Raw genomic sequence first — 24,699 nt, forward strand, 5'->3', positions numbered from 1 at the left:
TCAGGCGCTTCCGCTTCTCTGCCCTTGTGCGACGCCCTCACAACGCCATGATTGCGGGTGAAGGAGCGAGCGGGCTTGGGGGAGCAACTGTTGACGCCACACATCGAAGCACACAGAGGCGATTACGCCGATATGGTGCTGTTACCGGGTGATCCGCAGCGCGCCGAATGGATGGCGCGGACATTTCTGGAAGCACCACGCTGCGTCAATAGCAGGCGGGGTGCTCTCGGCTTTACCGGCCTGTTTCGCGGCCAGCCCATCAGCATTCAGGCGACGGGTATCGGTGTTTCATCATTCCTGATTTATGCTCAGGAATTACTTGACTATTATGGCGCCAGAACGCTGATCCGCACCGGCACCTGCGGTAGCCTGAGCGCCAAGGCAAAGCTGCGCAGTCTTGTCATTTCGCAATCGGTTCGGCCCGAAAGCGCTCAAAGCGGTCAAGTCTTCGGCCTTTACGGAACCGCTGCCGGTCCGGATCCGACGCTGCTGGCCCGTGCCTTGGCCAAGGCGGCCGAACTCGGCATCGAACATCACGCCGGCCTGACACTTTGCAGCGACATCTTCCACCACCCGGACGGGCGCACCCGATTTGCGGAGGCCCAGGCGGCAGGAGCGCTGGCGGTGGATATGGAAACCAGCGCGCTTTACCGAATAGCCAGGCATTTCGGGGCCAGTGCACTGTCGATCTGCACGGTGGTCGACAATATCGAGACCGGTGAGCTGACCGACTATTCAGAACGTCAGCAGCTTTTTACGGACATGACCCGGCTGGCGCTCGAAATCGCTGGGGAGGGCCGCTAAAGCAATTCACCATTTCACGGAAACGGCGAACTGCTCCAACTATTTGTTTTCGCGCAATTCCGGACGGAGAACCGTTTCCTGGAATTGCTCTAGGCCGCTTCTCGATTAGGCGCCATCCGCTCGTCCAGGTCGGGCCGGTGGCCGCGCAGATAGAGCGCGCAGGTGGTGCGCAGCATGGACGCGAAATTGGGGATTTCGCCGTTGATCTCGATGGCTTCGTCGTACAACTTCGAGATGAATTTGGGCGTCGTCAGGTTCTGGCTTTCGGCGATTTCGTCAAGCAGGGCCCAGAACGTCGCCTCGAGCTGGATGCTGGTCGAATGTCCATCAATGCGGATCGACCGGTTGATCTGGCGATAGCCTTCCGGATCCTGTGCGGCAAAGACTCTGCACATCGTTACCTCCCGTTTTTGTTGGTCTTGGGTGCCGACTCGGTGGCCGACGCCTTTTTTGACACTGCCTGCGGTTTCATCTTCGACCGGACGGCCGACAACGGCAATCGGACTTTCGTCCTTAGATGAAGCGACATTACCGTTTTTCCTATCCTACACGTGGTAATCGGCTGCCACCACCTTTCTTCGCCGGCGCGCATAATCACTTCTAAAGCATGAAAGCTGCGGAGTCTGATTTGGCGAAGGCGATCCACACCATGATCCGGGTTCTCGACGAGGCCCGGTCCATCGATTTCTACACCAAGGCCTTCAGCCTTGAGGTCGCCCAGCGACTGGATTTTGAGACGTTCACGCTGATCTATCTCAGCAATGCCGATACCCCCTTCGAAGTGGAATTGACCGTCAACAAGGGGCGGCAGGAGCCTTATGCGCTTGGCGACGGCTATGGTCACCTCGCGGTGTCGGTCGCCGATCTCGACGGCGAACACGATCGGCTCGGCGCGCTCGGCCTCAATCCGAAGAAGATCGTCGAGTTCAACCATGACGGGTCGCGCATCGCCCGGTTCTTCTTCATCGAGGATCCCGACGGTTACAAGATCGAGGTCCTGCAGCGTGGAGGGCGCTTCCAATAGGGGGACAACCAGCCGCGCGCACCGCTCGGCGCCAGCAACGGCACCCTCAAGGGGTGCGAACAGCAAGCAGGGAGGAAACTATGGTCACGATTTATGAGAGGAAGCCCGGCCTGTCACGGCGCGAGCTTCTCAAGCGCGGCGGCGTCGGTGCGCTGCTTGTCATTTCAGGCAGCGCCATCATCAGCCCGGAGCACGCCTGGGGCCTGGAAACCTCGGCGCTGAAGCCCGAGACGATGGCGACGCTGATCCAGGTCGCTCGCGACATCTATCCGCACGACCAGGTGCCGGACAAATATTACGCCATCGCCGTCAAGGGCCATGACGAGACAGCCGCCAAGGATCCCGCTCACAAGGAACTGATCGAGAAAGGCATTGCCGAACTCGACCAGAAGGCCGGCAAGGGCGGTTATCGTGGGCTCGGCTGGGAAGAGCAGCGTGTGGCGCTGCTCACCGAAATAGAGAAGACGCCTTTCTTCCAGGCGGTGCGCGGCGGCCTCGTCGTCAGTCTCTACAACCAGAAAGAGGTGTGGCCGATCTTCGGCTATGAGGGCGAGTCCTACTCCAAGGGCGGCTACATCGCGCGCGGTTTCAACGACATCGAGTGGCTCTGAGCCACTCTGTCCGCAACCGCTTTTTGACCGATCTCATGGGAGGAAACCATGGCAGCACAATTTGATCTCAAGAACGACGGCGTGGTCGTCATCATCGGCTCTGGCGCCGGGGGCGGCACGCTCGGCAACGAACTGGCCCAGAAGGGCATAGACGTCGTCATCCTCGAGGCGGGCGCCCGTCACGAGTATGAGGACTTCATCAACGACGAATGGGATTCGTTCGCCCAACTGGCCTGGAAGGACAAGCGCACCACATCGGGCGACTGGCGTGTGGCGAAGGATTTTCCCAACCTGCCGGCCTGGATCGTCAAATCGGTCGGCGGCTCGACGACGCACTGGGCCGGAGCCTCGCTGCGTTTCCAGGAGCACGAGTTCAAGACGGCGACCACCTACGGCAAGGTGAAGGGCGCGAACCTCCTCGATTGGCCGGTGACGCTGGCCGAAATGGAGCCGTACTACGCCAAGGCGGAAGCCAAGATGGGCGTCACGGGCACCAATGACTGGCCGCGCCTGCCGGGCAACAACAACTTCAAGGTTCTCAAGGCGGGCGCCGACAAGCTCGGCTACAAGGAATGCCATACCGGCAACATGGCGATCAACTCCGTCGAGCGCGACGACCGCAATTCCTGCCAGCAGACCGGCTTCTGCTTCCAGGGCTGCAAATGGGGCGCCAAATGGTCGACGCTCTACACCGAAATCCCCAAGGGCGAGGCGACAGGCCACCTCGAAGTCCGGCCGAACGCCATGGTGATCAAGATCAACCATGATGCTTCGGGAAAGGTGACCGGCGTCGTCTACGCCGACAAGGACGGCAAGCTGCAGGAGCAGAAGGCCCGCATCGTCGCGGTGGCCGGTAACTCGATCGAAAGCCCGCGCCTGCTGCTCAATTCCGAATCGAGCAAATTCCCGCATGGCCTGGCCAACTCCTCGGGGCAGGTGGGCAAGAACTACATGCGCCACACCACGGGCTCGGTCTACGCGATCTTCGACAAACCGGTGCACATGTATCGCGGCACCACCATGGCCGGCATCATCCGCGACGAGGCGCGGCATGATCCGTCACGTGGCTTCGTCGGCGGCTATGAGTTCGAGACGCTGTCGCTCGGCCTGCCGTTCATGGCGGCGTTCCTCAACCCAGGCGGCTGGGGACGCTCCTTCACCACGGCGCTCGACCATTATGACCACATGGCCGGCTTGTGGATCGTCGGCGAAGACATGCCGCGCGAGGAAAACCGCATCACGCTGCATGCCGACGAAAAAGACGAGCATGGCATGCCGATCGCCGACGTGCATTTCGATGACCATCCCAACGACACGGCGATGCGCGACCACGCCTACAAGCAGGCCTCGGCGCTCTACGCGGCGGTCGGCGCAACGCGCACCTTCCCGACACCGCCCTATCCCTCGACGCATAATCTTGGCACCAACCGGATGAGCGAGAAGGCGGCCGATGGTGTCGTCAACAAGCACGGCCAAACGCACGACATCAAGAACCTGTTCGTGTCGGACGGCAGCCAGTTCACGACGGGTGCCGCGGAGAACCCGACCTTGACCATCGTGTCGCTGGCGATCCGCCAGGCCGACTACATCGCCGCCCAGATGTCGGCCAAGACGATCTAACCTCCCGACTGCCTGCTGGCGCGGAACCTGACTGGGTTCCGCGCCTTTTTTGTGAGCCTGAACCTTATGCCCCGACCGGCTGGCCGTCCTTGCGGCGGATGGCGACCACCGATGGCCTCGGCGGCTGGCCGTCCCGGAAATCCGGCCACAGGGACTGCGCCTTGTCGAGCGTTTCGGCATCCTCGGAGGGATGCTGCACCGAAAGGAACAGCGTCGTGCCATCCGGCGTGAAGCAAGGGCCGGTCGCTTCCGCGCCATGCGGGCAGGTGAACAAAAGCTTCGGCAGGCCGCGCGCCGCGCCTTCCGTGTCGACGCCATAGACGCCGTCCGGCAGGCCGAAATCATTGGCGCCGTCGGTCGCCACCCAGAGCCGGCCGGCCGGGTCGAAGGTAATGTTGTCAGGGCAGACGAACCAGCCATTGTCCGACGTCTCGGGATGGAAGGTTGCGCCGACTTTGGTGTCCTTTGGATTGCCGCAGAGCACGAACAGGTCCCAGGCGTATTTGTCGGCGGTATGGTCGGCCTCGGCGCCGCGGCCCCCGGGCGGGATCAGCTCGACGATATGACCCCAGAGGTTTTCGGGCCGCGTGTTGGCCGGATTGACCTTGGATTCGTCTCGCTTCTTGTTCTTGGTCATGACGGCGTACACGCGGCCGGTGACCGGATTGGTCTCGATGTCCTCCGGCCGGTCCATCGGGGTCGCGCCGAGCGCGTCCGCCGCCAGCCGTGTCTTCAACAGCACCTCGGCCTGGTCGGCGAAGCCGTTCTCGGCGGTGAGCTTGCCCTGACCATGAACCAGCGGCAGCCATGTCAGCGAGCCATCGGCGTCGTAACGGGCGACCGAGAGCACGCCATCGTCCAGAAGGCCGTTGCCGGAGGCGGGGTTCGCCTTGTCGTAAGCCTTGTTCGAGACGTAGCGGTACATGTATTCGAAATAGTCATCGTCGCCCATGTAGACGACGATGCGGCCGTCCTTGTTGAGGACGACCGTGGAGGCCTCATGCGACATGCGGCCAAGGGCCGTGCGCTTCACCGGCTTCGATTGGGGATCATAAGGGTCGATCTCGACGACCCAGTCGAAGCGGTTCGGCTCGTTCGGCTCCTTGTCGATGTTGAAGCGGTCATGGAAACGGCCACGGCCGTAGATGTCGGAGCCATCAAAGCCATAGCGGTCGAGAATGTCGGCGGTCGGTGCCTTCTTCGGATCGCCGCCGAACAGATCGGAAACGCCTTCCTCGCAAGTCAGCACGGTGCCCCAGGGGGTAAAGCCACCGCTGCAATTGTAGCTGGTGCCGAGCACTTTCGTACCGGTCGCGTCGGCGGACGTCCTGAGCAGCGCGTGGCCGGCTGCGGGCCCGGAAACGGTCATCTCGGTGTTGGCCGTGATGCGGCGATTGAGCGGACTGTCCTCGACGGTTTGCCACTTGCCGTCCTTGAACATGACCTCGACGATCGAGTGGCCCATCGCCGCCAGGCCGAGATCGACCTGCTCCTTGCTCATCGTCTTGCCGGCGTCGTCCTCGGTCACGCCGGGAAACATGACATTGGGCGAGATGTATTCATTGTTGACGCAAAGCAGGCCGTGATCGGAATTCACCGAGCCCTTGGGAAGCGGCAGGAAGGCGATGTAATCGCAATTGTAGCCGAAACGCTTTTCCTGTTCGGCGGCCGCGACCGTGCTGCCGTCGAAATCCGGCAGGCCGGCGACGAGCGGATCGCCCCAGCGCGCGACGATTGTTGTTTCATAGCCATCGGCGGCGGCATGGGTCTTGTCATAGACCCGCTTCAGTTCGGGAAAGCCCAGTGTGGAAAGCGCGGCGGCATGTGTTTCGCCGGCGAACAACGAGCCGACAAAGCTGCCGCCGGCGATCAACGCGCCGGAAGCGATGCCGCCTTTGAGGAGCGTGCGGCGCGAGACGCGCTCGGCGATGATTTCGCGAATGACAGGGGAGGATGAAAACGGGAAGTTGGCCATGTGTCTGCCTCTCGATGTGGATGGGTGACGGCGCACCGCTGCCTATCCAGCTTCGGCAACATCCAGATGACATGAGAAAGGCGGGCAGGGCCTGCAGACCGCACCCGCCAAGGCCTACGGATTGCCTCCCTTGGTGCAGGTCGATGCCGTGAAGGCGCCATCGGGCTGCTTCATGATGATGTCGAAGGAAGGTGGGCTCTCGCCGTCCAGCGTTGCCTGGGTCAGCGACAGCGAGTTGCCGCCCGCCGTATAGCCGCCGAGCGGACCCAGCCAGGAGATGACGCCGTTTGCATCCATCTGGTAGTTGTAGCCCTGCTGGGCGGTCCCGAAGGTGACCGGGCCCGTGTAGACATTGCCCTTGATGGTGATGTCGCCGAGGTTGAGGAACATGCCGAGCAGGTAGACCTCGCAGTGATAGGTGCCATCGGGCATCTTGCCGTCGCTGAAGTCGGCCCGTGCGATCCCGGTCGCTGCCGCCAGAAGCACCATGCCGATGAAAATGCGATAAATCAGGGACGCCATGACGTTGCTCGGTTGAGACGCGAGCTTGCCCCATTTTTGGGCCGTACCGCAACATTTGTCGTCCGCGTCCCGCGTGCGGCGATCAAAATCTAGGCATTTGCTAAAATTGGACAAAAATTAGGCAGATGCCTGGTGCGTTGCGCAAATTTCCCTCAACCAATTTTTAACCGGCTCTCTTTTGTTTGTTTCACCTAATATAATAACAATCTGATAATATTTGTCTATTTGCCGTTTTTCAGAATCCGCGCAGCGGTTGGCATGGGGGTTGCATTGTAGTGTTGCGGTGCAATCAACCAGCTTGGGAGTCTTCCGTATGAGGGGTAATTTCTCGACAATAACAAAAATGTTCTCGGCAAGCGTGGTCGCCGCAGGCCTGCTGATGTCGGCGCCCGCCAAGGCGGCGGACGACACGATCAAGGTCGGCATTCTCCATTCGCTGTCGGGGACCATGGCGATTTCGGAGACGACGCTGAAGGATGCCATGCTGATGCTCATCGACGAGCAGAACGCCAAGGGCGGCCTGCTCGGCAAGAAGCTTGAAGCCGTTGTCGTCGATCCGGCATCCAACTGGCCGCTGTTCGCCGAAAAGGCACGCGAGCTGATTTCGAAGGACAAGGTCGCGGCTGTGTTCGGCTGCTGGACCTCGGTGTCGCGCAAGTCGGTGCTGCCGGTGTTCTCCGAACTCGACAACATCCTGTTCTATCCCGTCCAGTATGAGGGCGAGGAAAGCGAGCGCAACGTGTTCTACACCGGTGCGGCTCCGAACCAGCAGGCCATTCCGGCCGTCGACTATCTGATGAGCGCGGATGGCGGCTCGGTGAAGCGCTGGGTGCTCGAGGGCACCGACTACGTCTATCCGCGCACCACCAACAAGATCCTAGAAGCCTATCTAAAGTCCAAGGGCGTCGCGGCCGAGGACATCATGGTCAACTACACGCCGTTCGGTTTCTCGGATTGGCAGACGGAGGTCTCGGCGATCAAGAAGTTCGGTTCGGCCGGAAAGAAGACCGCCGTCGTCTCGACCGTCAACGGCGACGCCAACGTGCCGTTCTACAAGGAACTCGGCAACCAGGGCATCAAGGCCGAGGACATCCCGGTCATGGCCTTCTCGGTCGGTGAGGAAGAACTTGCCGGTCTAGACACCAAGCCGCTGGTCGGCCATCTCGCCGCCTGGAACTATTTCGAGAGCGTCAACACGCCTGAGAACAAGAAGTTCATCGCCGACTGGCACAAGTTCATCAAGAACAACAAGCGCACCACCAACGACCCGATGGAAGCACACTATATCGGCTTCAACATGTGGGTGAAGGCAGTCCAGAAGGCCGGCACCACCGATCCGGACAAGGTCATCGACGCCATGATCGGCGTTTCGGTGCCGAACCTGACCGGCGGCTATTCGACGATGATGCCGAACCACCACATCACCAAGCCGGTGCTGATCGGTGAAATCCAGGCCAATGGCCAGTTCGAAACAGTTTCGAAGACGCCGGGCCTGGTGATGGGCGACGAATGGTCCGACTACCTGCCCGACTCCAAGGACCTGATTTCCGATTGGCGCGCGCCGCTGAGTTGCGGCAACTTCAACGTCAAAACCGGCAAGTGCGGCGGCAAAGGCACAAACTGATCCTCCCGGGCTGGACCTCCGGGTCCATGCCCAAGACCGCGCGCGTCCGGACTGTTTCCTCCACTGTCCGGACGCCCATTAAACCTTCAAGGGTCACCAAGAGCCGATGAAGATTTTCCATGCGATGGGCCTGGCGCTCTTGTTCCTGTTGACGACGCTGTCGTCTTCGGGCGCTGCGGAAGCCGATCTGCGTGCCATTATCGCCAAGTTCGCGACAGTAACGGACTTTTCCGAGACGGGAGCCGTCGTTCAAGAGTTGACAGCCACGGGCGACCCGGCTGTCGAACGGCCGCTTGCTGCATTGGCGGACGGCAATCTTTACTTTCGCACGGCCGACTCGATGGTGTTTGTCGGCGAGGAAGGCGACGAGAACGTCAAGCTTTTCGATCCGCTGAGCGGCGAGGCAGCAGGAGAGGCCTCCGCGGACGACATCACCAAGATCAGCGTCAACAACACGTTGCGCCGCGCCATCCGTGATGCATTGGGCACGCTGACGCTTGGTTCCAAGGATCCGGCTGTGCGCATTGCCGCAGCCGACACTATGTTCAAGACACCCGATGCCGCCAACATCGAGCCGCTCGACGCGGCGATCGCCAGTGAAAGCGTGGCGAGCGTCAAGGCTTTGCTCGAGCAGGCCCGTGCCGCGTCCATACTGGTTTCAGAAAAGCCCGATGCAGACAAGTTGGCGGCCATCGCGCTGATCGGCGCGCGCGGCGACCGTAACGCGGTTTCGCTTCTCACTTCCGTCGAGGCCAACGCCTCGGGAGCAGTGAAGGAAGCGGCGACGGCCGCGATCGCCAGCATCAATTCCACGCTGGCTTTCTGGGATGCCGGCCAGAACATCTGGTACGGCATTTCGCTGGGCTCGGTGCTGCTGCTCGCCGCGATCGGGCTCGCCATCACCTTCGGCGTGATGGGCGTCATCAACATGGCGCATGGCGAAATGGTGATGCTGGGTGCCTATACCACCTTCGTCGTCCAGCAGGTGATCCGCACATCCTTTCCCGGCCTGTTCGACTGGTCGCTGGTGATCGCACTGCCGCTTGCCTTCCTCGTCGCCGCACTGGTTGGTCTCGCCATAGAACGCGGCGTCATCCGCTTCCTTTACGGCCGACCGCTGGAGACGCTGCTGGCGACATGGGGCGTGTCGCTGATCCTGCAGCAGGCGGTGCGCTCGATCTTCGGGCCGACCAACCAGGAGGTCGGCAATCCATCCTGGATGTCGGGTTCGTTCTATGTCGGTCAGTTGGCCATCACCTGGAACCGTCTGTGGATCCTCGTTTTCGCGCTCACCGTGTTCGGCGTGTTGCTCTACGTGATGAAACGCACGCCCTGGGGCCTCCAGATGCGGGCCGTCACCGCCAACCGCCGCATGGCCGCCTCGATGGGCATCAGAACGCCATGGGTCGACGCGCTGACTTTCGCGCTGGGATCCGGCATTGCCGGCATCGCCGGCGTCGCGCTAAGCCAGATCGACAATGTCTCGCCCAATCTCGGCCGCGGCTACATCATCGACAGTTTCATGGTCGTCGTCTTCGGCGGTGTCGGCAATCTGTGGGGCACGCTGGTCGGCGCCTTCTCACTCGGCATCGTCAACAAGTTCCTCGAGCCTTATGCCGGCGCGGTGCTCGGCAAGATCGTCGTGCTGGTGCTGATCATCCTGTTCATCCAGAAGCGGCCGCGCGGCCTGTTCGCGCTCAAGGGCAGGGCGGTGGAAGCATGATCACGGGACGCTTCTTCGCCGCAGGCGCGGACCGCCGCATCGCCATCGCCATTTTCGTCCTGTTGGCGGCGGCCATCATCGTGCCACTGCTCAACCTGGCTGTTTCTCCGGCAAGCGCGTTCTACATTCCGCCCTATATCGTGGCGCTGACCGGAAAATATCTCTGCTATGCTCTGCTGGCGCTCTCGCTCGACCTGGTCTGGGGCTATTGCGGCATCCTCTCGCTTGGCCATGGCGCCTTCTTCGCGCTCGGCGGCTACGCGATGGGCATGTACCTGATGCGCCAGATCGGCTCGCGCGGCGTCTACGGCAACCCGATCCTGCCGGATTTCATGGTGTTCCTGAACTACAAGGAATTGCCCTGGTTCTGGCATGGCTTCGACCATTTCTGGTTCGCCGCGCTCATGGTGCTTGCCGTGCCCGGCCTGCTTGCCTTCGTCTTCGGCTGGTTCGCCTTCCGCAGCCGCGTGACCGGCGTCTATCTCTCGATCATCACCCAGGCGATGACCTATGCGCTGCTGCTGGCCTTCTTCCGCAACGATATGGGTTTCGGCGGCAATAACGGGCTGACCGATTTCAAGGATATTCTGGGCTTCAACGTGCAGGCCGATGCAACCCGTTCGGCTCTTTTCGCCGTCAGTGCGGTGATTACGGCGCTCGCCGTGTTCGTCGCCTGGGCCATCGTCGGTTCCAAATACGGCAAGCTCCTGATGGCGGTGCGCGACGCCGAGAGCCGCACGCGCTTCCTCGGCTGGCGGGCGGAGAACGTGAAACTGTTTGCCTTCACGGTCTCGGCCGTCATGGCCGGCATTGCCGGCGCGCTCTACGTGCCGCAGGTCGGCATCATCAATCCCGGCGAGTTCGAACCGTCCAATTCGATCGAGGTGGTGATCTGGGCGGCCGTCGGCGGGCGCGGCACCATCGTCGGGCCGATCATCGGCGCGCTGCTGGTCAATGCCGGCAAATCCTGGTTCACCGGCGTGCTGCCGGAACTCTGGCTGTTTGCGCTGGGCGGGCTGTTCGTCGCCGTCACGCTGCTCCTGCCGAAGGGTATCGTCGGCATGTGGGATTCCTGGCGTGGCAACGCCAGGGCGCTGCGGGCGGCGTCGCTGGCCGAGGAGGCCGGCACCGATGGCGACCCGGCGCCAGCCAAGATCGGTCGCAGCGCGGCGACAAAGCCCGGCGACTGGTCGTCGTCCGGCCCCGAACCGCAGCCGGCGGAGTAAGCGATGTCGAAGTCGAACACCATCCTTTATCTCGACGGCGTCTCGGTCTCCTTCGACGGTTTTCGCGCCATCAACAACCTGTCTCTTGTGCTCGACAAGGGCGAGATGCGTGCCATCATCGGCCCCAATGGCGCCGGCAAGACGACGATGATGGACATCGTGACCGGCAAGACGCGGCCCGACGAAGGCGAAGTGTTCTTCGACGGCCAGGTGGATCTCACAAGGCATGACGAGGCCGAGATAGCCATGATGGGCATCGGCCGCAAATTCCAGAAGCCGACCGTCTTCGAGAGCCATACGATCGAGGAAAATCTGATGCTGGCGCTGAAGGGGCCGCGTTCGATCTTCCCGGCGCTGTTCCACCGCCGCTCCGCCGCCGAGGCGCGCCAGATCGATGATATTCTTGGCATCATACGGCTGGGCGACAAACGCAACGAACTGGCGGCCAACCTCAGTCACGGCCAGAAGCAGTGGCTGGAGATCGGCATGCTCTTGGCACAGGATCCGAAGCTGCTTCTGGTCGACGAACCGGTGGCCGGGATGACCGACGCCGAGACCGAGGAGACCGCGCGGCTGCTCAAGGATATTGCGCGCGACCATTCGGTCATTGTCGTCGAGCACGACATGCATTTCGTGCGCGAACTCGGCGTCAAGGTGACCTGCCTGCATGAGGGCTCCGTGCTCTCGGAAGGCACGCTCGATTTTGTCTCGGCCGACGAGCGTGTCGTCGAAGTCTATCTGGGGAGGTAAGCATGGTCTGGCGGGTTCAATTCCATCGCTTCGATTTGGCCTTTCTCCGGTTCTGGAAAAGGCGCTGAGACATGCTCGAGGTTTCAAACGCCACACTTCACTACGGTGCCGCCCAGGCGTTGCGTGGTGTCTCGCTGAAGGCGGGCGCCGGCAAGATCACCTGCGTGCTCGGCCGCAATGGCGTCGGCAAGACCAGTTTGATGAGATCGATCGTTGGCCATCATCGGCTGACGAGCGGAAGCGTTGCCTTCGAGGGGAAGGCGCTCGACCGGAGCGCGGCGTATGACCGCGCCCGGTCGGGCATCGCATTCGTACCGCAGGGCAGGGAGATCTTTCCCCTGCTCACGGTGCGGGAGAACCTGGAATCGGGTTTTGCGCCATTGAAGCGCGCCGACCGCAACGTGCCGGCGCATGTCTTCGAGCTGTTTCCGGTGCTGAAGCAGATGCTTGGCCGCCGTGGCGGCGATCTTTCCGGCGGCCAGCAGCAGCAACTCGCCATCGGCAGGGCGCTGGTGATGCGGCCGAAGCTTCTGGTGCTGGATGAGCCGACGGAAGGGATACAACCGTCGATCATCAAGGATATCGGCCGCGCCATACGCTACCTGCGCGACCAGGCCGGCATCGCGGTTCTGCTGGTCGAACAGTATCTCGACTTCTGTCGCGAGCTCGCCGACGAGGTCAACATCATGGATCGTGGCCTGATCGTCCACACCGGCCCGGCGGAAGATTTGGACCGGGCCGATGTCCGCAAATTTCTCACGGTCTAGAATCGGTACTGGACTTCAGTTTCTGGTCCGAATTCCTTGGCAAATCCAATATTTCTTTCATCCGGCCATTCGCGTCTCTGGTGCATCAGGGACTGCATGCTAGTCTTTTTCTTGGCTTTGTGAGTCGGCCGCTTCCGTACCAGTCTGGTTATCGCAGATCGAGGGCGCGGCGAAGGCCGGGCAAGTTCCAGGCAAGCAAGGCTTCCTAGCTTCCCTCCTGCGATCTTTGTCGTTCAACGCGTTTGGGCACACAGGCTAAGGGACAGCCATGGAACGTTACGTCGAGGACTATCAGAAACGGCGGCTTACCGAACGCGTCGACATCATCGCCGCCATCAACATCCTGAGGTCGCAAGGCTGCGAATACGACGACCTGATCGAGGAGATCACCAAGGTCTTCTACGTCGACCTCGATGCCTTCAATGAGATCGTCATGGCGGCATAAGAGCCGCCTTTGCCTACCCACAACCACAGGCTCGGTATTGGTACGCGCGGTCAGCCCGCGCGTCGGAGTGGCGAGGCCGTGACGCGGTTGCGGCCGCCACGCTTGGCGTCGTAGAGCGCCTTGTCGGCGGCGCTGAGCACCTTGTCGAAGCTGAGGCCTTCCTTGCTGCCGAATGCAAAGCCGGCACTGACCGTGCAGGTCAGGGAACCGTTTTCGGTCTCAATCAAGCGCGTCGCGAAAGCGGTCCGGATGCGCTCTGCGGTTTCTTCAACCGTCTCCGGCAGAGTGCGCTTCAACACCAGCGCGAATTCCTCGCCGCCCATGCGCGCCGCCACGTCGGCCTGGCGAAGATTGCCGGCGAGTTCCCCGGCGAAAACTTTCAACACCTCGTCACCCGCCGCGTGGCCGTATTCGTCGTTGATCGCCTTGAAGTTGTCGAGGTCGAAGACGACCACAGCGGTAAAGGCGCCGACCGGGACATTGCCATGCAGGTCGAACAGGGCGCGCCGGTTGAGCAGCCCGGTCAAGGGATCGGTCAGGGCATCACGGCGGTGGTGCCTCGCCAGACGACCCTGATTGAGCGCAAGCGACAGGGCACCGATCCCCGTCATGCTGGCGATGACCACGATGAGGCTCAGTTCCTCCGCCCAGTTGCTCGGCGCGTGCCCCAGGACCAGTTTTCCATCCCAGGCAAGAACCATGGCGCAGAGCGCGAAAGACGTGGCGGTGGCCAAATAGAGCGCGGTGATGCCGATCGTCAGGGCAGGAGCCTCGTTCCGGCACCTCCAATATTCGAATGCGGTAGCAAACAGAAGCAAGGCCGCGAAGGAGTTCTCGAATATGAAGCCCAGCCCGTCATAGCCCAGCGCCATGGGAGGCAGCGTCACCACCAGCGAAAGACAACCCAACAGCGTTCGCCCGACCGGTGAATCGCCCGTTCTGAACTGATAGGCAGCGCCCAGCATGGTTGAAAAGCCGATCAGCAGGAAACCCAGCGCGGCGAGGCCGAGCAGCCGCCCGGGCATGTCGATATAGGCGTCATAGAAGAAGATATCGCCGACCACGAACACGAGGCTGATTGCCCATGTCAGCAGGAAACGCTCGGAGCGAGCGGTTAGCCACATGCCGAACAATGTCAGGCTAAGGCAGGCCGCGGAGAACCCGACAGCTAGCAGAAGCGAAGTGTAGTCCAGCGACATGCCCCTCTTTCCTTGCCGGCGGCGGTTCCATCTCTGCGGCTTGGCGTCGCCGCATTCATGCAGCAAGGAAGTGTCGATAAGGTTACGATGGGGGCGAAGATGCCATCAAAAGGCGCTTTGCCAAGCGCAAAACGCATAGGTTACGCCTACGGCATGCGGCCCGTTGCTCGTCAGTCCGCCACGCGTTTCATCAGCGCCATCGCCCCAAAAGGCGCGCGCACCTTGCCCTCGGTGATGAAGTAGACGAACACGTCGCGCGGCTGGACCGGAGCGTCGGTGGCGGGGTCGGCACGCCGCAAATCGGCCGGCTGCCTTCCTTCCGCCCAGATCCTTGCACGTGCCGCCCATTCGTCGAGCGCCTTCGGCGTATAGCAGTCGGGATTGTCGTCCGAGCCGGTCTGCAGCCGGACGTAAATGAAATCGCCGGTCACATCGGCGATATCAGGATATTTGGCATGGTCGGCATAGACGATCGCCGCTTTGTATTTGCGCGCGAGCGCGGGGAATTCCGGCACGATGAAACTGTCATTGCGCACTTCGAGTGCATGGCGAAGGGCGACACCATCCTGCTTTTCCGGCAGCAGTTTCAAAAAGGCTTCGAAATCGTCCGGATCGAATTTCTTGGTTGGCGCGAACTGCCACAGGATTGGACCGAGCTTGTCGCCGAGCGCGGCAACGCCGGAACCCAGGAAGCGCATCATCGATTCACCGGCTTCGCCCAGCACACGCCGGTTTGTGACGAAGCGGTTGCCTTTCAGCGAATAGACAAAGCCGTCCGGTGCCTCGCTGGCCCACTTGACGAAGGTCGGCTCCTTGAAGCTGGAATAATAGGTGCCGTTGACCTCGATGCTCGGCACCTGCCGGCTGGCGTATTGCAACTGCTTGGCTTTCGAAAGCTTGTCTGGATAGAAGGACGTGTCCCAGGGCTCGAAGGTCCAGCCGCCCATGCCGGAGCGGATTGTTCCCGATTTGCTCATTGTGGTCCTCCCGAGTGCAGAAGTCTGGCCAAATTCAGAAAAATCAGACCGTCGTGGTTTCGCCGACCGGTTTTGCCATGTCGACCAGTACCCATCCTGGCCTGCAAGGGTTGGGTCGGTGACCCGTTTCGCGATAGCCGTAAGCGAGATAGAGCGCGATGTTCCGTTGCATTTTCGCATTGGTGTAGAGCCGTATCTCCGGCAGGCCCCACAAGCGCGTCTGCTCGTCGGCGTGTCTCAGCAATGCGATACCGAACCCCTTGCCCTGGAAGGCGGGCGACACAGCGACGGAGAAGATCATCGCGTGATCCTCATGCCGCTCCAGCGTGATCACTCCGGCAAGTTCGCCGCCGCTCTCCAGCAGCCAGACCTCGCCGTTGGCGATGCGCGGCGCATAGTCCTCGGTCACCGGGATCGGCGGCGCGTCGAGTATCGCGTTGTAGGGAGCGTAGGCTGCTTCCGTCAGCTTGACGATCGCGGCGAGATCTTCGGAGCGCGCAAGCCTCATGATTGATCCATTCCAGCGGCAGCGGCGATCATCTTTTTCATGCCGGCAGCCATAGCCGCGACCGTGGCGCGGCTGGTTTCGCCCAGGCCATGGCGCTCGGCGATCCAGTGCGGATCATTGTAGGACAGCCAGATCTTGCCGTCCTCATCCTCCCAGGCCAGCGCCTTCAACGGCAGGTCGATGCCGGCAAGTTGCCTGTCCTGCATCAGTGGTGTGCCACCTCTGGGGTTGCCGAAAATCAGCAACTCTGTCGGCCGCAGCGAGGCGCCGACATCGCGTGCGCCGGCTGCATGATCGATGCGAGTGAACACATGCAGTCCGGATCGCTCGATCGCCTCGGCGAGGCGATCGATGGTTTCGGTCACGCCAAAACGGCTCTGGGCCGTGATGAGACCATCCTCCGCCATCACTCAGCCGCTTCGCGCTTGCCTCCGGGGCGCCGCTCCAGCAATTCCTTGAGGAATTGGCCGGTGTAGCTGCGCTTCTCGCGCACGATCGCTTCCGGCGTGCCCGAGGCAACCAGTTCGCCGCCGCCGTCGCCGCCTTCGGGACCGAGATCGAGCACCCAGTCGGCGGTCTTGATCACTTCGAGATTGTGCTCGATGACCACCACCGTATTGCCTTGGTCGACCAGTTCATGCAGCACTTCCAACAGCTTGGCGACGTCGTGGAAATGCAGGCCGGTGGTCGGCTCGTCGAGAATGTAAAGCGTCTTGCCGGTCGCCTTGCGCGACAATTCCTTGGCCAGCTTGATGCGCTGCGCTTCACCGCCCGAAAGCGTCGTCGCCTGCTGGCCGATATGGATGTAGCCGAGGCCGACCTGCTTCAGCGTGTCGAGCTTGTCGCGCACACCGGGCACGGCGGCAAAGAAATCGACACCTTCCTCGACCGTCATGTCGAGCACGTCCGCGATCGACTTGCCCTTGAACAGGACATCGAGCGTTTCGCGGTTGTAGCGCTTGCCGTGGCAGACATCGCAGGTGACGTAGACGTCGGGCAGGAAGTGCATCTCGATCTTGATGACGCCGTCGCCCTGGCAGGCCTCGCAGCGGCCGCCCTTGACGTTGAAGGAGAAGCGGCCGGGCTGGTAGCCGCGCGCCTTGGCCTCCGGCAGGCCGGCGAACCAGTCGCGGATCGGCGTGAAGGCGCCGGTATAGGTGGCGGGGTTCGAACGCGGTGTCCGCCCGATCGGCGACTGGTCGATGTCGATGACCTTGTCGAGGAATTCGAGGCCCTCGATGCGATCATGCTCGGCCGGATGCTCGCGCGAACCCATGATGCGGCGCGAGGCCGCCTTGAACAGCGTCTCGATCAGGAAGGTCGACTTGCCGCCGCCCGACACGCCGGTGACGGCGGTGAAGGTGCCGAGCGGGATTTCAGCGGTGACGTTCTTCAGATTGTTGCCGCGCGCGCCGACGATCTTCAGGCGCCGGTTTTTTTTCGCCTCACGCCGAACACCAGGGGTGGCGACCTCAAGCGCGCCCGACAGATACTTGCCGGTGATCGAATTGGGGTTGGCCATCACCTGCTGCGGCGTGCCCTGGGCGATGATCTCGCCGCCATGGATGCCGGCCGCCGGTCCCATGTCGACGACATAGTCGGCATGCAGTATGGCGTCCTCGTCATGCTCGACGACGATCACCGTGTTGCCGATGTCGCGCAGGTGCTTCAGCGTATCGAGCAGGCGCGTGTTGTCGCGCTGGTGCAGGCCGATCGACGGCTCGTCCAGCACATAAAGCACGCCGGTGAGGCCGGAACCGATCTGCGACGCCAACCGGATACGCTGGCTCTCGCCGCCCGACAGCGTGCCGGAATTGCGCGACAGCGTCAGATAGTCGAGCCCGACATCGTTGAGGAAGCGGAGCCGTTCACGGATTTCCTTCAGCACCCTGACCGCGATCTCGTTCTGCTTGTCGTTGAGCTGGGCCGGCAGGTCGGTGAACCACTGGTCGGCCTTGCGGATCGACTGTTCGGTGACTTCGCCGATATGCTTGCCGCCGATCTTCACCGCCAGCGCCTCGGGCTTCAGCCGATAGCCTTTGCACACGGGGCAGGGCGTCGCCGACATGAAGCGCTCGATCTCCTCGCGCATCCAGGCGGATTCGGTCTCCTTCCAGCGACGTTCAAGATTGGGAATGACGCCTTCGAAGGTCTTGGTGGTCTTGTAGGAGCGCAGCCCGTCATCATACTGGAAAGTAACTTCCCGCTCGCCGGTGCCGCGCAGGATCGCGTCCTGTGCTTCCGCGCTCAAATCCTTGAACTTGTCGCCGAGCTTGAAGCCGTAAGCCTTGCCCAAGGCCTCGAGCGTCTGCACGTAATAAGGCGAGGTCGACTTCGCCCACGGGCTGACGGCGCCGTCGCGCAGCGACACGTTCTCGTCGGGTACGACGAGATTGGGATCGATGGCGCGCTGGCTGCCGAGGCCATCGCAGGTCGGGCAGGCGCCGAACGGATTGTTGAACGAGAACAGGCGCGGCTCGATCTCGGGAATGGTGAAGCCCGACACCGGACAGGCGAATTTTTCCGAGAACAGGATGCGCTCATGCGTCTCGTTCTTCGACTTGTTCACCGAATCCTCGCCGGTCTGGCTGGAATCGAGCGGCTTGTCGGCGAACTCCGCCACCGCCAGCCCCTCGGCGAGCTTCAACGCTGTTTCGATGGAGTCCGCGAGGCGGGTTGCCAGATCGCCACGCACCACGATGCGGTCGACGACGACGTCGATGTCGTGCTTGTATTTTTTATCGAGCGCCGGAACATCGGCGATCTCGTAGAAGACGCCGTCGACCTTGACGCGCTGAAACCCCTTCTTCTGCAGTTCCAGGAGTTCCTTGCGGTACTCGCCCTTGCGGCCGCGCACGATCGGCGCCAGCAGGAACAGGCGCGTGCCTTCCTCGAGCGCCAACACCCGGTCGACCATCTGGCTGACCGTCTGGCTCTCGATCGGCAGGCCGGTGGCCGGCGAATAGGGCACGCCGACACGGGCAAACAGCAGGCGCATATAGTCGTAGATCTCGGTGACGGTACCGACCGTCGAGCGCGGATTCTTCGAGGTGGTCTTCTGCTCGATGGAGATGGCAGGCGACAGGCCGTCGATCTGGTCGACATCCGGCTTCTGCATCATTTCGAGGAATTGCCTGGCATAGGCCGACAGGCTCTCGACATAGCGGCGCTGGCCTTCGGCATAGATGGTGTCGAAGGCGAGCGACGATTTGCCCGAGCCGGACAGGCCGGTCATGACGATCAGACTGTCACGCGGCAGGTCGAGATCGACGTTCTTGAGATTGTGTTCGCGCGCCCCGCGAATGGAAAGGAATTTATGGTCGGCCATCGCCGGTCGCCGCCTCAGATCTGGAATTCGTGGGATTGGCGGGATTTTCCCGGCCATCCCCTATGTAGGTGTTTTTGCCGCCACGTCGAGAGACGCCACAATTCCCGACAGAAGTCGTTTAACCGCCTTTCGCGCGAACGGGCAAGCGGAAAGAACAAAGGCTGAACACGCTCCTGACAAAGCTGTGCAGAAACTGACCGGGACGTAACCTCCCTTCGATCACATTTTTCCGTAACCGGCTATTGATGGTTGACGCAGCCCGCTCACGGGAGCAGTCTCGTGCAGTCAGCGAAGCCGGCCGTCTTTCGATGGCCTCGCCGCCCCAAGGCGGCCTGCGAGACGCCGCAGGCATTTGCGATTTGCGCTTCGCGACGGCAATGTCGCAACGGACACAGGAGCGGAGCATGACGCCACCGGATAGTCCCCAAGGGCTCCACGTCTCGTTGGAGCCGCGGCAGGCATAAGTGCCAGGGTTTAGCGTTTGCGCCACCCGGCAAACCGTGACTTGCCGTATTCCCTAAAAATCAGAGACTGCCAGTCGGATCGTCGGCTGACGCCGCGAAGCATCCGAAATCAAACGCCGGCAGTATACTCCCGGCAAAAAATGGATTTGAGATCCAGAAAAGCCCCGTCCGTTTGCCCAAGGCACGGCGGGGCTGTTCTTTTGAGGAAATGGCTGAACTGGCCCTGGCGGAGGGCTGCTCACCTCGGGGGCTTAAACCCACCCGTGGCCATATCGACCGTGATGCTGCCGGAAATCCTGACATCGGTATCGCCGATCTTGAACGTGCCGTTCCCGTTGCTGGGGAACGCATCGTCCGGTTCCGGCTGGGGAGCCGGCTTGGCGATGCGATAATCGCCGGCCACGCCGGGCAGGGCGCCTTTCTTTGCCTGCGCTAAGCCGTCGTCGGCGAGTGCCATGCCGCTCACCAGGCTGGCGAAAGTGAACACCACGGCGGCGATGACGCGATGCGACGTCCTGGGCGAATAAGTGTCGATCATCCCCGGATTATAGGGACGAGCCGTCCCCGGAACCAGACCGGTGTCGTCAAATCTTCGACATGTGGCGGGACTCCGATCTGGCTTGCGCTTACGCCGCCTTTTTGCGCGTATCGAAAACGTGGTCGACAATGCCCCATGCCTGGGCCTCGCGGGCGGTCATGAAATGGTCGCGGTCCAGCGTGCGTTCGACCTCCTCATAGCTGCGGCCGCAATGCTGGGCATAGAGTTCAGCCATATGGCGTTTGGTCTTGCCGATCCGCTCGGCATGGCGCTGTATGTCGGAAGCCTGGCCCTGGAAGCCGCCCAGCGGCTGATGCAGAAGGATGGTGGCGTTCGGCAGCGCGATGCGGCGTCCCGGCGTGCCCGCCATCAGCAGGAACGAACCCATCGAGGCGGCAAAACCCATGCACACGGTCGATACCGGGCAGCTGACATATTGCATCGTGTCGTAGATGGCAAAGCCGCTGGTCACCACGCCGCCCGGCGAGTTGATGTAGAGCGAGATCTCCTTGTCGGGATTGTCCGACTCCAGCGACAAAAGCTGCGCGCAGACCAGCGCCGAGACGTCGTCGTTGATCTCGCCATTGATGAAGACGATGCGCTCGCGCAGGAGCCGCGAGAAAATGTCGAAGGCGCGTTCGCCGCGGCTCGATTGCTCGATCACCATCGGCACCAGACTGGCAATACCACTCATTTTCTTCTCCGATTTCCGTGTTCAGGCCGCACGCGGCACAAGGCGCGGTGTGTTCGCCGCGATGGGCTTTGCGGCCCCGCGCAGCCCGAGCGAAAGCCGGCAGCCGGCACCCGCCATGACAACGGCAGGCATCGCCTTGCGGGAAAATCCGTCATGGACGATGCGCAGATGCGTGCCGCCGGAAACTGTTCGGGCGAGCGTGAAGGTGACGACGCTGTCGAGTGGATCCTGGCGCGCGGCGCCGCCCGCCTGCTCTCGCCAGGAATAGCGCAGCAGGCGTTCGGGCTCGGCGTCAAGGATTTCGCACTCGATCACAGCGTCCGTCGCGGCGAAGGCAAAACGGTTGCCGATTTCCGGCGTGATGTCGTTGGGCATCATCCAGGCGGCGAGCAGTTCCGGCACCGTCAGCGCTCGCCAAACCTTTTCCGGCGGCTCCGCAAGGTCGTATTCGAACTCGAGCACATCCGAGGCGGCTTCGCTTTGGCTTTCGGCGTTCATTGATCCGACTTCCTTCACTGATCCATGTCCTTCAAAACCGTCTTCAACCTTTCGATGCGCTCCGGCCAGAAGGTCCGGTAGCGTTCGATCCAGGAGAGCAAGGGGGCAAGCCCCTGCGGATCGGCGCGGTAATAGGCGTTGCGGCCGGCCCGCCGCTCGACCACGAGGCCGGCGCCGCGCAGCACCGCCAGATGCTGCGAGACGGCCGGCTGCGACACAGTCAGGCCGCTGCGCAATTCCGACACGCTCATCTCGCTCGTCGCGAGGCGCTCGAAGACGGCGCGGCGTGTCGGGTCGGCCAGGGCGCGGAAAATCTCTGCTTCGATCATGAGAAAAGCATAAGTCGATACTTATTGATTTGGCAAGCGCTGTTTTGAAACCCATATGAAAGCTCCGGGCATTGCTGCCATTCCTTGACAATCAGCAGCAGTGCATATAGGAACGAAAAGGGAACAAAAACCTTGTGGGAAAAGCCAGCCTTAGCAGGCGGCGGACGTGCGCAGCCTGTAAGGTGCTGCGACAAAAATTTGTTTCGGATGAGCGCGGAGAAAAAACATGGCGGGTAGCGTCAACAAGGTCATTCTGGTCGGCAATCTTGGCGCGGATCCGGAAATCCGTCGCCTGAACTCGGGCGAGCCGGTCGTGAACATCCGCATCGCCACGTCGGAGAGCTGGCGCGACAAGAATTCCGGCGAGCGCAAGGAAAAGACCGAGTGGCACAATGTCGTCATCTTCAATGAGGGCATCGCCAAGGTGGCCGAGCAGTATCTGAAGAAGGGCATGAAGGTCTATGTCGAGGGCCAGTTGCAGACGCGCAAATGGCAGGACCAGACCGGCGCCGACAAGTACACGACGGAAGTCGTGCTGCAGAAATTCCGTGGCGAACTGCAGATGCTCGACGCGCGCGGCCAGGGCGAGGGTGGCCAGGTCGGCGGTTATTCCGGTGGCGGCAGCAGCCGTGGTTCCGATTTCGGCCAGTCCGGCCCGAACGAAAGCTTCAACCGTGGCGGCGGCGCCCCCAGGGGCGGCGGTGGCGGCGGTTCGTCGCGCGAGCTGGATGACGAGATCCCGTTCTGATCGATAGCAATGCCGAACGGCTGACGTCGCCAGATGGCTGACGTTACGTGATCGATACGCCCCGAGGGTCCTGATGGACTTTCGGGGTTTTGCGTTGTTGATTGGCCTGACAGCAGGCGCGATCTGGGACTGAAAGGATAGGACGGTGAAGGCACGGGTAAAGTGGGTCGAGGAGCGCACCTTCGTCGGTGAGTCCGGCAGCGGTCACAAGCTGGTGCTGGGAACGGCATTCGGACCTGAAGGCAAGACTCCGGGGCCGAGCCCGATGGAACTGGTGCTGATCGGCACCGGCGGCTGTTCGGCCTATGATGTCGTGCACATCCTGGAAAAGGGCCGTGAGGCGGTTGAGGACTGCGTGGTCGAGCTCGATGCCGACCGGGCCGAGACCGAGCCAAAGGTGTTCACGCGCATCCACATGCATTTCATCGTCAAGGGCAGGGCGCTCTCGCCCGACAAGGTCAAGCGGGCGATCGACCTGTCGATCGAAAAATACTGCTCGGCCTCGGCGATGATGGCCAAGACGGCCATGATCACGCATGATTTCGAGGTTGTAGACACGTCGGCGAAGTAAGGCAGTAGGGGGCTGCCGCTCATCCCGCCATCAATGCCTTGATGCCGTCGGCCACGAACTGCACGGCCAGCGCGGCCAGGATGACGCCGAGCAGGCGGGTCAGGATCGAGCGGCCGGTCTGGCCGAGGATGCGGTCGATGCGTTCAGACAGCACGAACACCAGATAGGTGATGGCCAGGCAGACGAAGATGATGCCGACGAGTGCTGCCTGCGCGGCAAAGCCCTGAAACGAGCCGGAGAGCAGCACGGTCGCCGAAATCGCGCCGGGGCCTGCGATCAGCGGGATCGCCAGCGGGAAGGCGGCGATGTTGTGGATCATGTCCTTGGTGATGGCGACGTCGCCGATCTTCTCCTTGCGGTCCTGGCGACGCTCGAACACCATTTCGAAGGCGATGAAGAAGAGCAGAAAACCGCCGGCAACGCGGAAGGCCGGCAGGGTGATGCCGAACACCGACAGGATGGAGGCGCCCGCAACCGCGAACAGCGCCATCACCAGGAAGCCGATGACCGAGGCACGCACCGAAACCTGCTGGCGCTCCTCGCGGTTCATGCCGCGTGTCACGGCGAGGAACAATGGCGCCAGCCCGGGCGGATCGATGGTCACGAGAATGGTGACGAAGGCATTGAACAGGCTGTCGAAACTCGGCATCGCTGATCCCTCCCGCCGGGCCGAGCCCGCTCCACATTGGTAGAGCAAAGCCCGGCCGGTGGAAACAGTCAGGACCGCGAAAGCACGGGCTCCCGGCAAGGCTAGCCGGCGGCGTCGCAATAGGCCTCCAGGCGATAGCCGTCCGGGTCCACGACAAAGGCGGCATAGTAATTTTCACCATAGTCGGCGCGCAGACCCGGACCGCCATTGTCGCTTCCGCCTTCGCGCAACGCACCGGTATGGAAGGCATCGACGCTGGCCCGCGTTGGCGCGGCGAAGCAGAAATGCAGGCCGGATTTTCCGTCCGCCGGCACCGGCCGTGCCGCCTCGTTGACCCATAGCGCGACGCTGTGGGCGCCATAACCGAGCGAACCCGGTGACTGGCTGAGACAGCTGTAGCCGAGAGGCCTCTGCGCTGCGTCATAGAAGCGCTTCGAGGCATTGCTGTCGCGAAAGCCGATCGAAATATGGTCGAACATGGTTTTCTCCATTGGTACAACGTGTTGCGGCGTCATCTTGCAGATTGACGGCGCGCCAAGAACTCGACTTCGAGGTGCCAGTCCGCGCCGTCGTGCGAGCGCTCGCCGAGCCATCGAAAGGAGTTCTCGGTGATCCGCGAAAAACTCCAGCGCAGCGAGGAGCCGGTGCCGTCGGCGCCGAGCTGCACGATCGTGTCGCCCTCGGCACGGCCGAGCTGGCGGCTGAAATACGTGTTGCGTGGATCGCTCCAGAAGATGTGCCAGGCGTCCGCGCCGGGATCATAGACCCGCAGCGTCGTGCCGTAGAATGTCCACTTGCCCAGGGAAGGCTGGGAACCGCTGTTCCGCGCGGGCAGGATCCAGACATCCTGGATGGCGCGGCCTTCCAGCACCCAGCCGAAATGCACCTCGCCGCGTCCGGTCAGCACGGTGCCGTCCTCAAGGTGGCGTGAGGCGTCGAAGGTCCAGGCGCCGACGAAGCGGCCGTAAAGGTTCAGTTTTTCGGCAAGCCCGACCATCGGTCCGGGACTGTGCAAGGCTTCGGCGAAGGGGTCGAACATGGCTGCGGCCTCTTTCTGTCAGGAGACCTGGAGGAGTAGGCGCTGACGGGGTTCTGGGCTTGGGAA

27 protein-coding genes are annotated in these 24,699 nt (G+C 62.0%); 12 read left to right on the top strand and 15 right to left on the bottom strand.

The window, feature by feature from the left end; translation table 11 throughout:
- Nucleotides 1–90: 90 nt before the first annotated feature.
- Nucleotides 91–804, top strand: coding sequence for a DeoD-type purine-nucleoside phosphorylase (locus EB815_RS21545; protein WP_056576738.1), 714 nt, complete (start codon nt 91–93; stop codon nt 802–804).
- An 89-nt stretch (nt 805–893) separates the two neighbouring features.
- On the opposite strand, the gene EB815_RS21550 is transcribed toward EB815_RS21545, so the two are convergent.
- Nucleotides 894–1,199: a ribbon-helix-helix domain-containing protein gene (locus tag EB815_RS21550; protein WP_056576742.1), complete on the bottom strand. Its 306-nt coding sequence runs from the start codon at nt 1,197–1,199 to the stop codon at nt 894–896.
- Between the two features lie 233 nt (nt 1,200–1,432).
- On the opposite strand from EB815_RS21550, the gene EB815_RS21555 reads away from it, so the two are divergent.
- The 3 genes from EB815_RS21555 (at nt 1,433) to EB815_RS21565 (ending at nt 4,059) form a co-directional block, all read left to right on the top strand.
- The gene (locus EB815_RS21555) at nt 1,433–1,828 is read left to right on the top strand and encodes a VOC family protein (protein WP_056576747.1); all 396 of its coding nucleotides are present in this window, start codon (nt 1,433–1,435) and stop codon (nt 1,826–1,828) included.
- Between the two features lie 80 nt (nt 1,829–1,908).
- Complete coding sequence (locus EB815_RS21560; RefSeq protein WP_056576750.1) at nt 1,909–2,439, top strand: twin-arginine translocation pathway signal; 531 nt, start codon at nt 1,909–1,911, stop codon at nt 2,437–2,439.
- A gap of 48 nt (nt 2,440–2,487) precedes the next feature.
- Complete coding sequence (locus EB815_RS21565; protein ID WP_056576753.1) at nt 2,488–4,059, top strand: GMC family oxidoreductase; 1,572 nt, start codon at nt 2,488–2,490, stop codon at nt 4,057–4,059.
- Between the two features lie 64 nt (nt 4,060–4,123).
- On the opposite strand, the gene EB815_RS21570 is transcribed toward EB815_RS21565, so the two are convergent.
- Nucleotides 4,124–6,034: a PhoX family protein gene (locus EB815_RS21570; protein ID WP_056576756.1), complete on the bottom strand. Its 1,911-nt coding sequence runs from the start codon at nt 6,032–6,034 to the stop codon at nt 4,124–4,126.
- 114 nt (nt 6,035–6,148) lie between these two features.
- On the bottom strand, nt 6,149–6,556 hold the full coding sequence (locus EB815_RS21575; protein WP_056576759.1) for a hypothetical protein: 408 nt from the start codon (nt 6,554–6,556) through the stop codon (nt 6,149–6,151).
- Nucleotides 6,557–6,899: 343 nt separating this feature from the next.
- Between EB815_RS21575 and urtA the strand changes: the two genes are divergently transcribed.
- The 6 genes from urtA to EB815_RS21605 all read left to right on the top strand — a co-directional run bounded on the left by urtA (nt 6,900) and on the right by EB815_RS21605 (nt 13,091).
- Entirely contained in the window at nt 6,900–8,180 is a 1,281-nt protein-coding gene (urtA, locus tag EB815_RS21580; protein ID WP_244494138.1) for an urea ABC transporter substrate-binding protein, read from the top strand.
- A 106-nt stretch (nt 8,181–8,286) separates the two neighbouring features.
- Nucleotides 8,287–9,903 (top strand): urea ABC transporter permease subunit UrtB, encoded by a 1,617-nt coding sequence (urtB, locus tag EB815_RS21585; RefSeq protein ID WP_056576766.1) that lies wholly within the window; start codon nt 8,287–8,289, stop codon nt 9,901–9,903.
- On the top strand, nt 9,900–11,129 hold the full coding sequence (urtC, locus tag EB815_RS21590; protein WP_056576769.1) for an urea ABC transporter permease subunit UrtC: 1,230 nt from the start codon (nt 9,900–9,902) through the stop codon (nt 11,127–11,129). Before urtB ends, urtC begins: the two co-directional genes overlap by 4 nt.
- A 3-nt stretch (nt 11,130–11,132) precedes the next feature.
- Nucleotides 11,133–11,879 carry an urea ABC transporter ATP-binding protein UrtD gene (urtD, locus tag EB815_RS21595; RefSeq protein ID WP_056576773.1) on the top strand — a complete coding sequence of 249 codons (747 nt, stop codon included), beginning with the start codon at nt 11,133–11,135 and terminating at the stop codon, nt 11,877–11,879.
- Nucleotides 11,880–11,950: 71 nt separating this feature from the next.
- Nucleotides 11,951–12,646, top strand: a complete 696-nt coding sequence (gene urtE, locus EB815_RS21600) for an urea ABC transporter ATP-binding subunit UrtE (protein WP_056576776.1) — start codon at nt 11,951–11,953, stop codon at nt 12,644–12,646.
- A gap of 268 nt (nt 12,647–12,914) precedes the next feature.
- Nucleotides 12,915–13,091, top strand: coding sequence for a hypothetical protein (locus EB815_RS21605; protein ID WP_081294751.1), 177 nt, complete (start codon nt 12,915–12,917; stop codon nt 13,089–13,091).
- 50 nt (nt 13,092–13,141) lie between these two features.
- Here the strand turns inward: EB815_RS21605 and EB815_RS21610 are convergent, their stop codons facing one another.
- The 9 genes from EB815_RS21610 to EB815_RS21650 form a co-directional block, all read right to left on the bottom strand.
- Entirely contained in the window at nt 13,142–14,290 is a 1,149-nt protein-coding gene (locus tag EB815_RS21610) for a GGDEF domain-containing protein (protein WP_056577412.1), read from the bottom strand.
- Nucleotides 14,291–14,460: 170 nt separating this feature from the next.
- Nucleotides 14,461–15,267, bottom strand: coding sequence for a DUF72 domain-containing protein (locus tag EB815_RS21615; protein WP_056576779.1), 807 nt, complete (start codon nt 15,265–15,267; stop codon nt 14,461–14,463).
- A 43-nt stretch (nt 15,268–15,310) separates the two neighbouring features.
- On the bottom strand, nt 15,311–15,775 hold the full coding sequence (locus tag EB815_RS21620) for a GNAT family N-acetyltransferase (protein WP_056576782.1): 465 nt from the start codon (nt 15,773–15,775) through the stop codon (nt 15,311–15,313).
- On the bottom strand, nt 15,772–16,182 hold the full coding sequence (locus EB815_RS21625) for a DUF302 domain-containing protein (protein WP_056576784.1): 411 nt from the start codon (nt 16,180–16,182) through the stop codon (nt 15,772–15,774). The genes EB815_RS21620 and EB815_RS21625 overlap by 4 nt, the downstream gene beginning before the upstream one ends.
- Entirely contained in the window at nt 16,182–19,103 is a 2,922-nt protein-coding gene (gene uvrA, locus EB815_RS21630; RefSeq protein ID WP_056576787.1) for an excinuclease ABC subunit UvrA, read from the bottom strand. The genes EB815_RS21625 and uvrA overlap by 1 nt, the downstream gene beginning before the upstream one ends.
- Nucleotides 19,104–19,805: 702 nt before the next feature.
- Nucleotides 19,806–20,105, bottom strand: coding sequence for a hypothetical protein (locus EB815_RS21635; protein ID WP_056576790.1), 300 nt, complete (start codon nt 20,103–20,105; stop codon nt 19,806–19,808).
- Nucleotides 20,106–20,193: 88 nt separating this feature from the next.
- Nucleotides 20,194–20,799: an ATP-dependent Clp protease proteolytic subunit gene (locus EB815_RS21640; RefSeq protein WP_056576793.1), complete on the bottom strand. Its 606-nt coding sequence runs from the start codon at nt 20,797–20,799 to the stop codon at nt 20,194–20,196.
- Nucleotides 20,800–20,820: 21 nt separating this feature from the next.
- Nucleotides 20,821–21,297, bottom strand: a complete 477-nt coding sequence (locus EB815_RS21645; RefSeq protein ID WP_056576796.1) for an SRPBCC family protein — start codon at nt 21,295–21,297, stop codon at nt 20,821–20,823.
- 14 nt (nt 21,298–21,311) lie between these two features.
- Nucleotides 21,312–21,626, bottom strand: a complete 315-nt coding sequence (locus EB815_RS21650; RefSeq protein ID WP_015317709.1) for an ArsR/SmtB family transcription factor — start codon at nt 21,624–21,626, stop codon at nt 21,312–21,314.
- Nucleotides 21,627–21,852: 226 nt separating this feature from the next.
- Between EB815_RS21650 and EB815_RS21655 the strand changes: the two genes are divergently transcribed.
- Nucleotides 21,853–22,374 (top strand): single-stranded DNA-binding protein, encoded by a 522-nt coding sequence (locus EB815_RS21655; protein WP_056576800.1) that lies wholly within the window; start codon nt 21,853–21,855, stop codon nt 22,372–22,374.
- A gap of 145 nt (nt 22,375–22,519) precedes the next feature.
- Nucleotides 22,520–22,945: an OsmC family protein gene (locus tag EB815_RS21660; RefSeq protein WP_065005094.1), complete on the top strand. Its 426-nt coding sequence runs from the start codon at nt 22,520–22,522 to the stop codon at nt 22,943–22,945.
- Between the two features lie 19 nt (nt 22,946–22,964).
- Here the strand turns inward: EB815_RS21660 and EB815_RS21665 are convergent, their stop codons facing one another.
- The 3 genes from EB815_RS21665 to EB815_RS21675 form a co-directional block, all read right to left on the bottom strand.
- Nucleotides 22,965–23,594, bottom strand: coding sequence for a MarC family protein (locus EB815_RS21665; protein ID WP_010909625.1), 630 nt, complete (start codon nt 23,592–23,594; stop codon nt 22,965–22,967).
- Nucleotides 23,595–23,695: 101 nt separating this feature from the next.
- Nucleotides 23,696–24,073 (bottom strand): VOC family protein, encoded by a 378-nt coding sequence (locus tag EB815_RS21670; RefSeq protein ID WP_056577415.1) that lies wholly within the window; start codon nt 24,071–24,073, stop codon nt 23,696–23,698.
- 32 nt (nt 24,074–24,105) lie between these two features.
- Entirely contained in the window at nt 24,106–24,633 is a 528-nt protein-coding gene (locus EB815_RS21675) for a hypothetical protein (RefSeq protein ID WP_056576808.1), read from the bottom strand.
- Nucleotides 24,634–24,699: the final 66 nt, after the last annotated feature.

The organism is Mesorhizobium loti (genome assembly GCF_013170705.1).
GTDB classification, from domain to species: domain Bacteria; phylum Pseudomonadota; class Alphaproteobacteria; order Rhizobiales; family Rhizobiaceae; genus Mesorhizobium; species Mesorhizobium loti_D.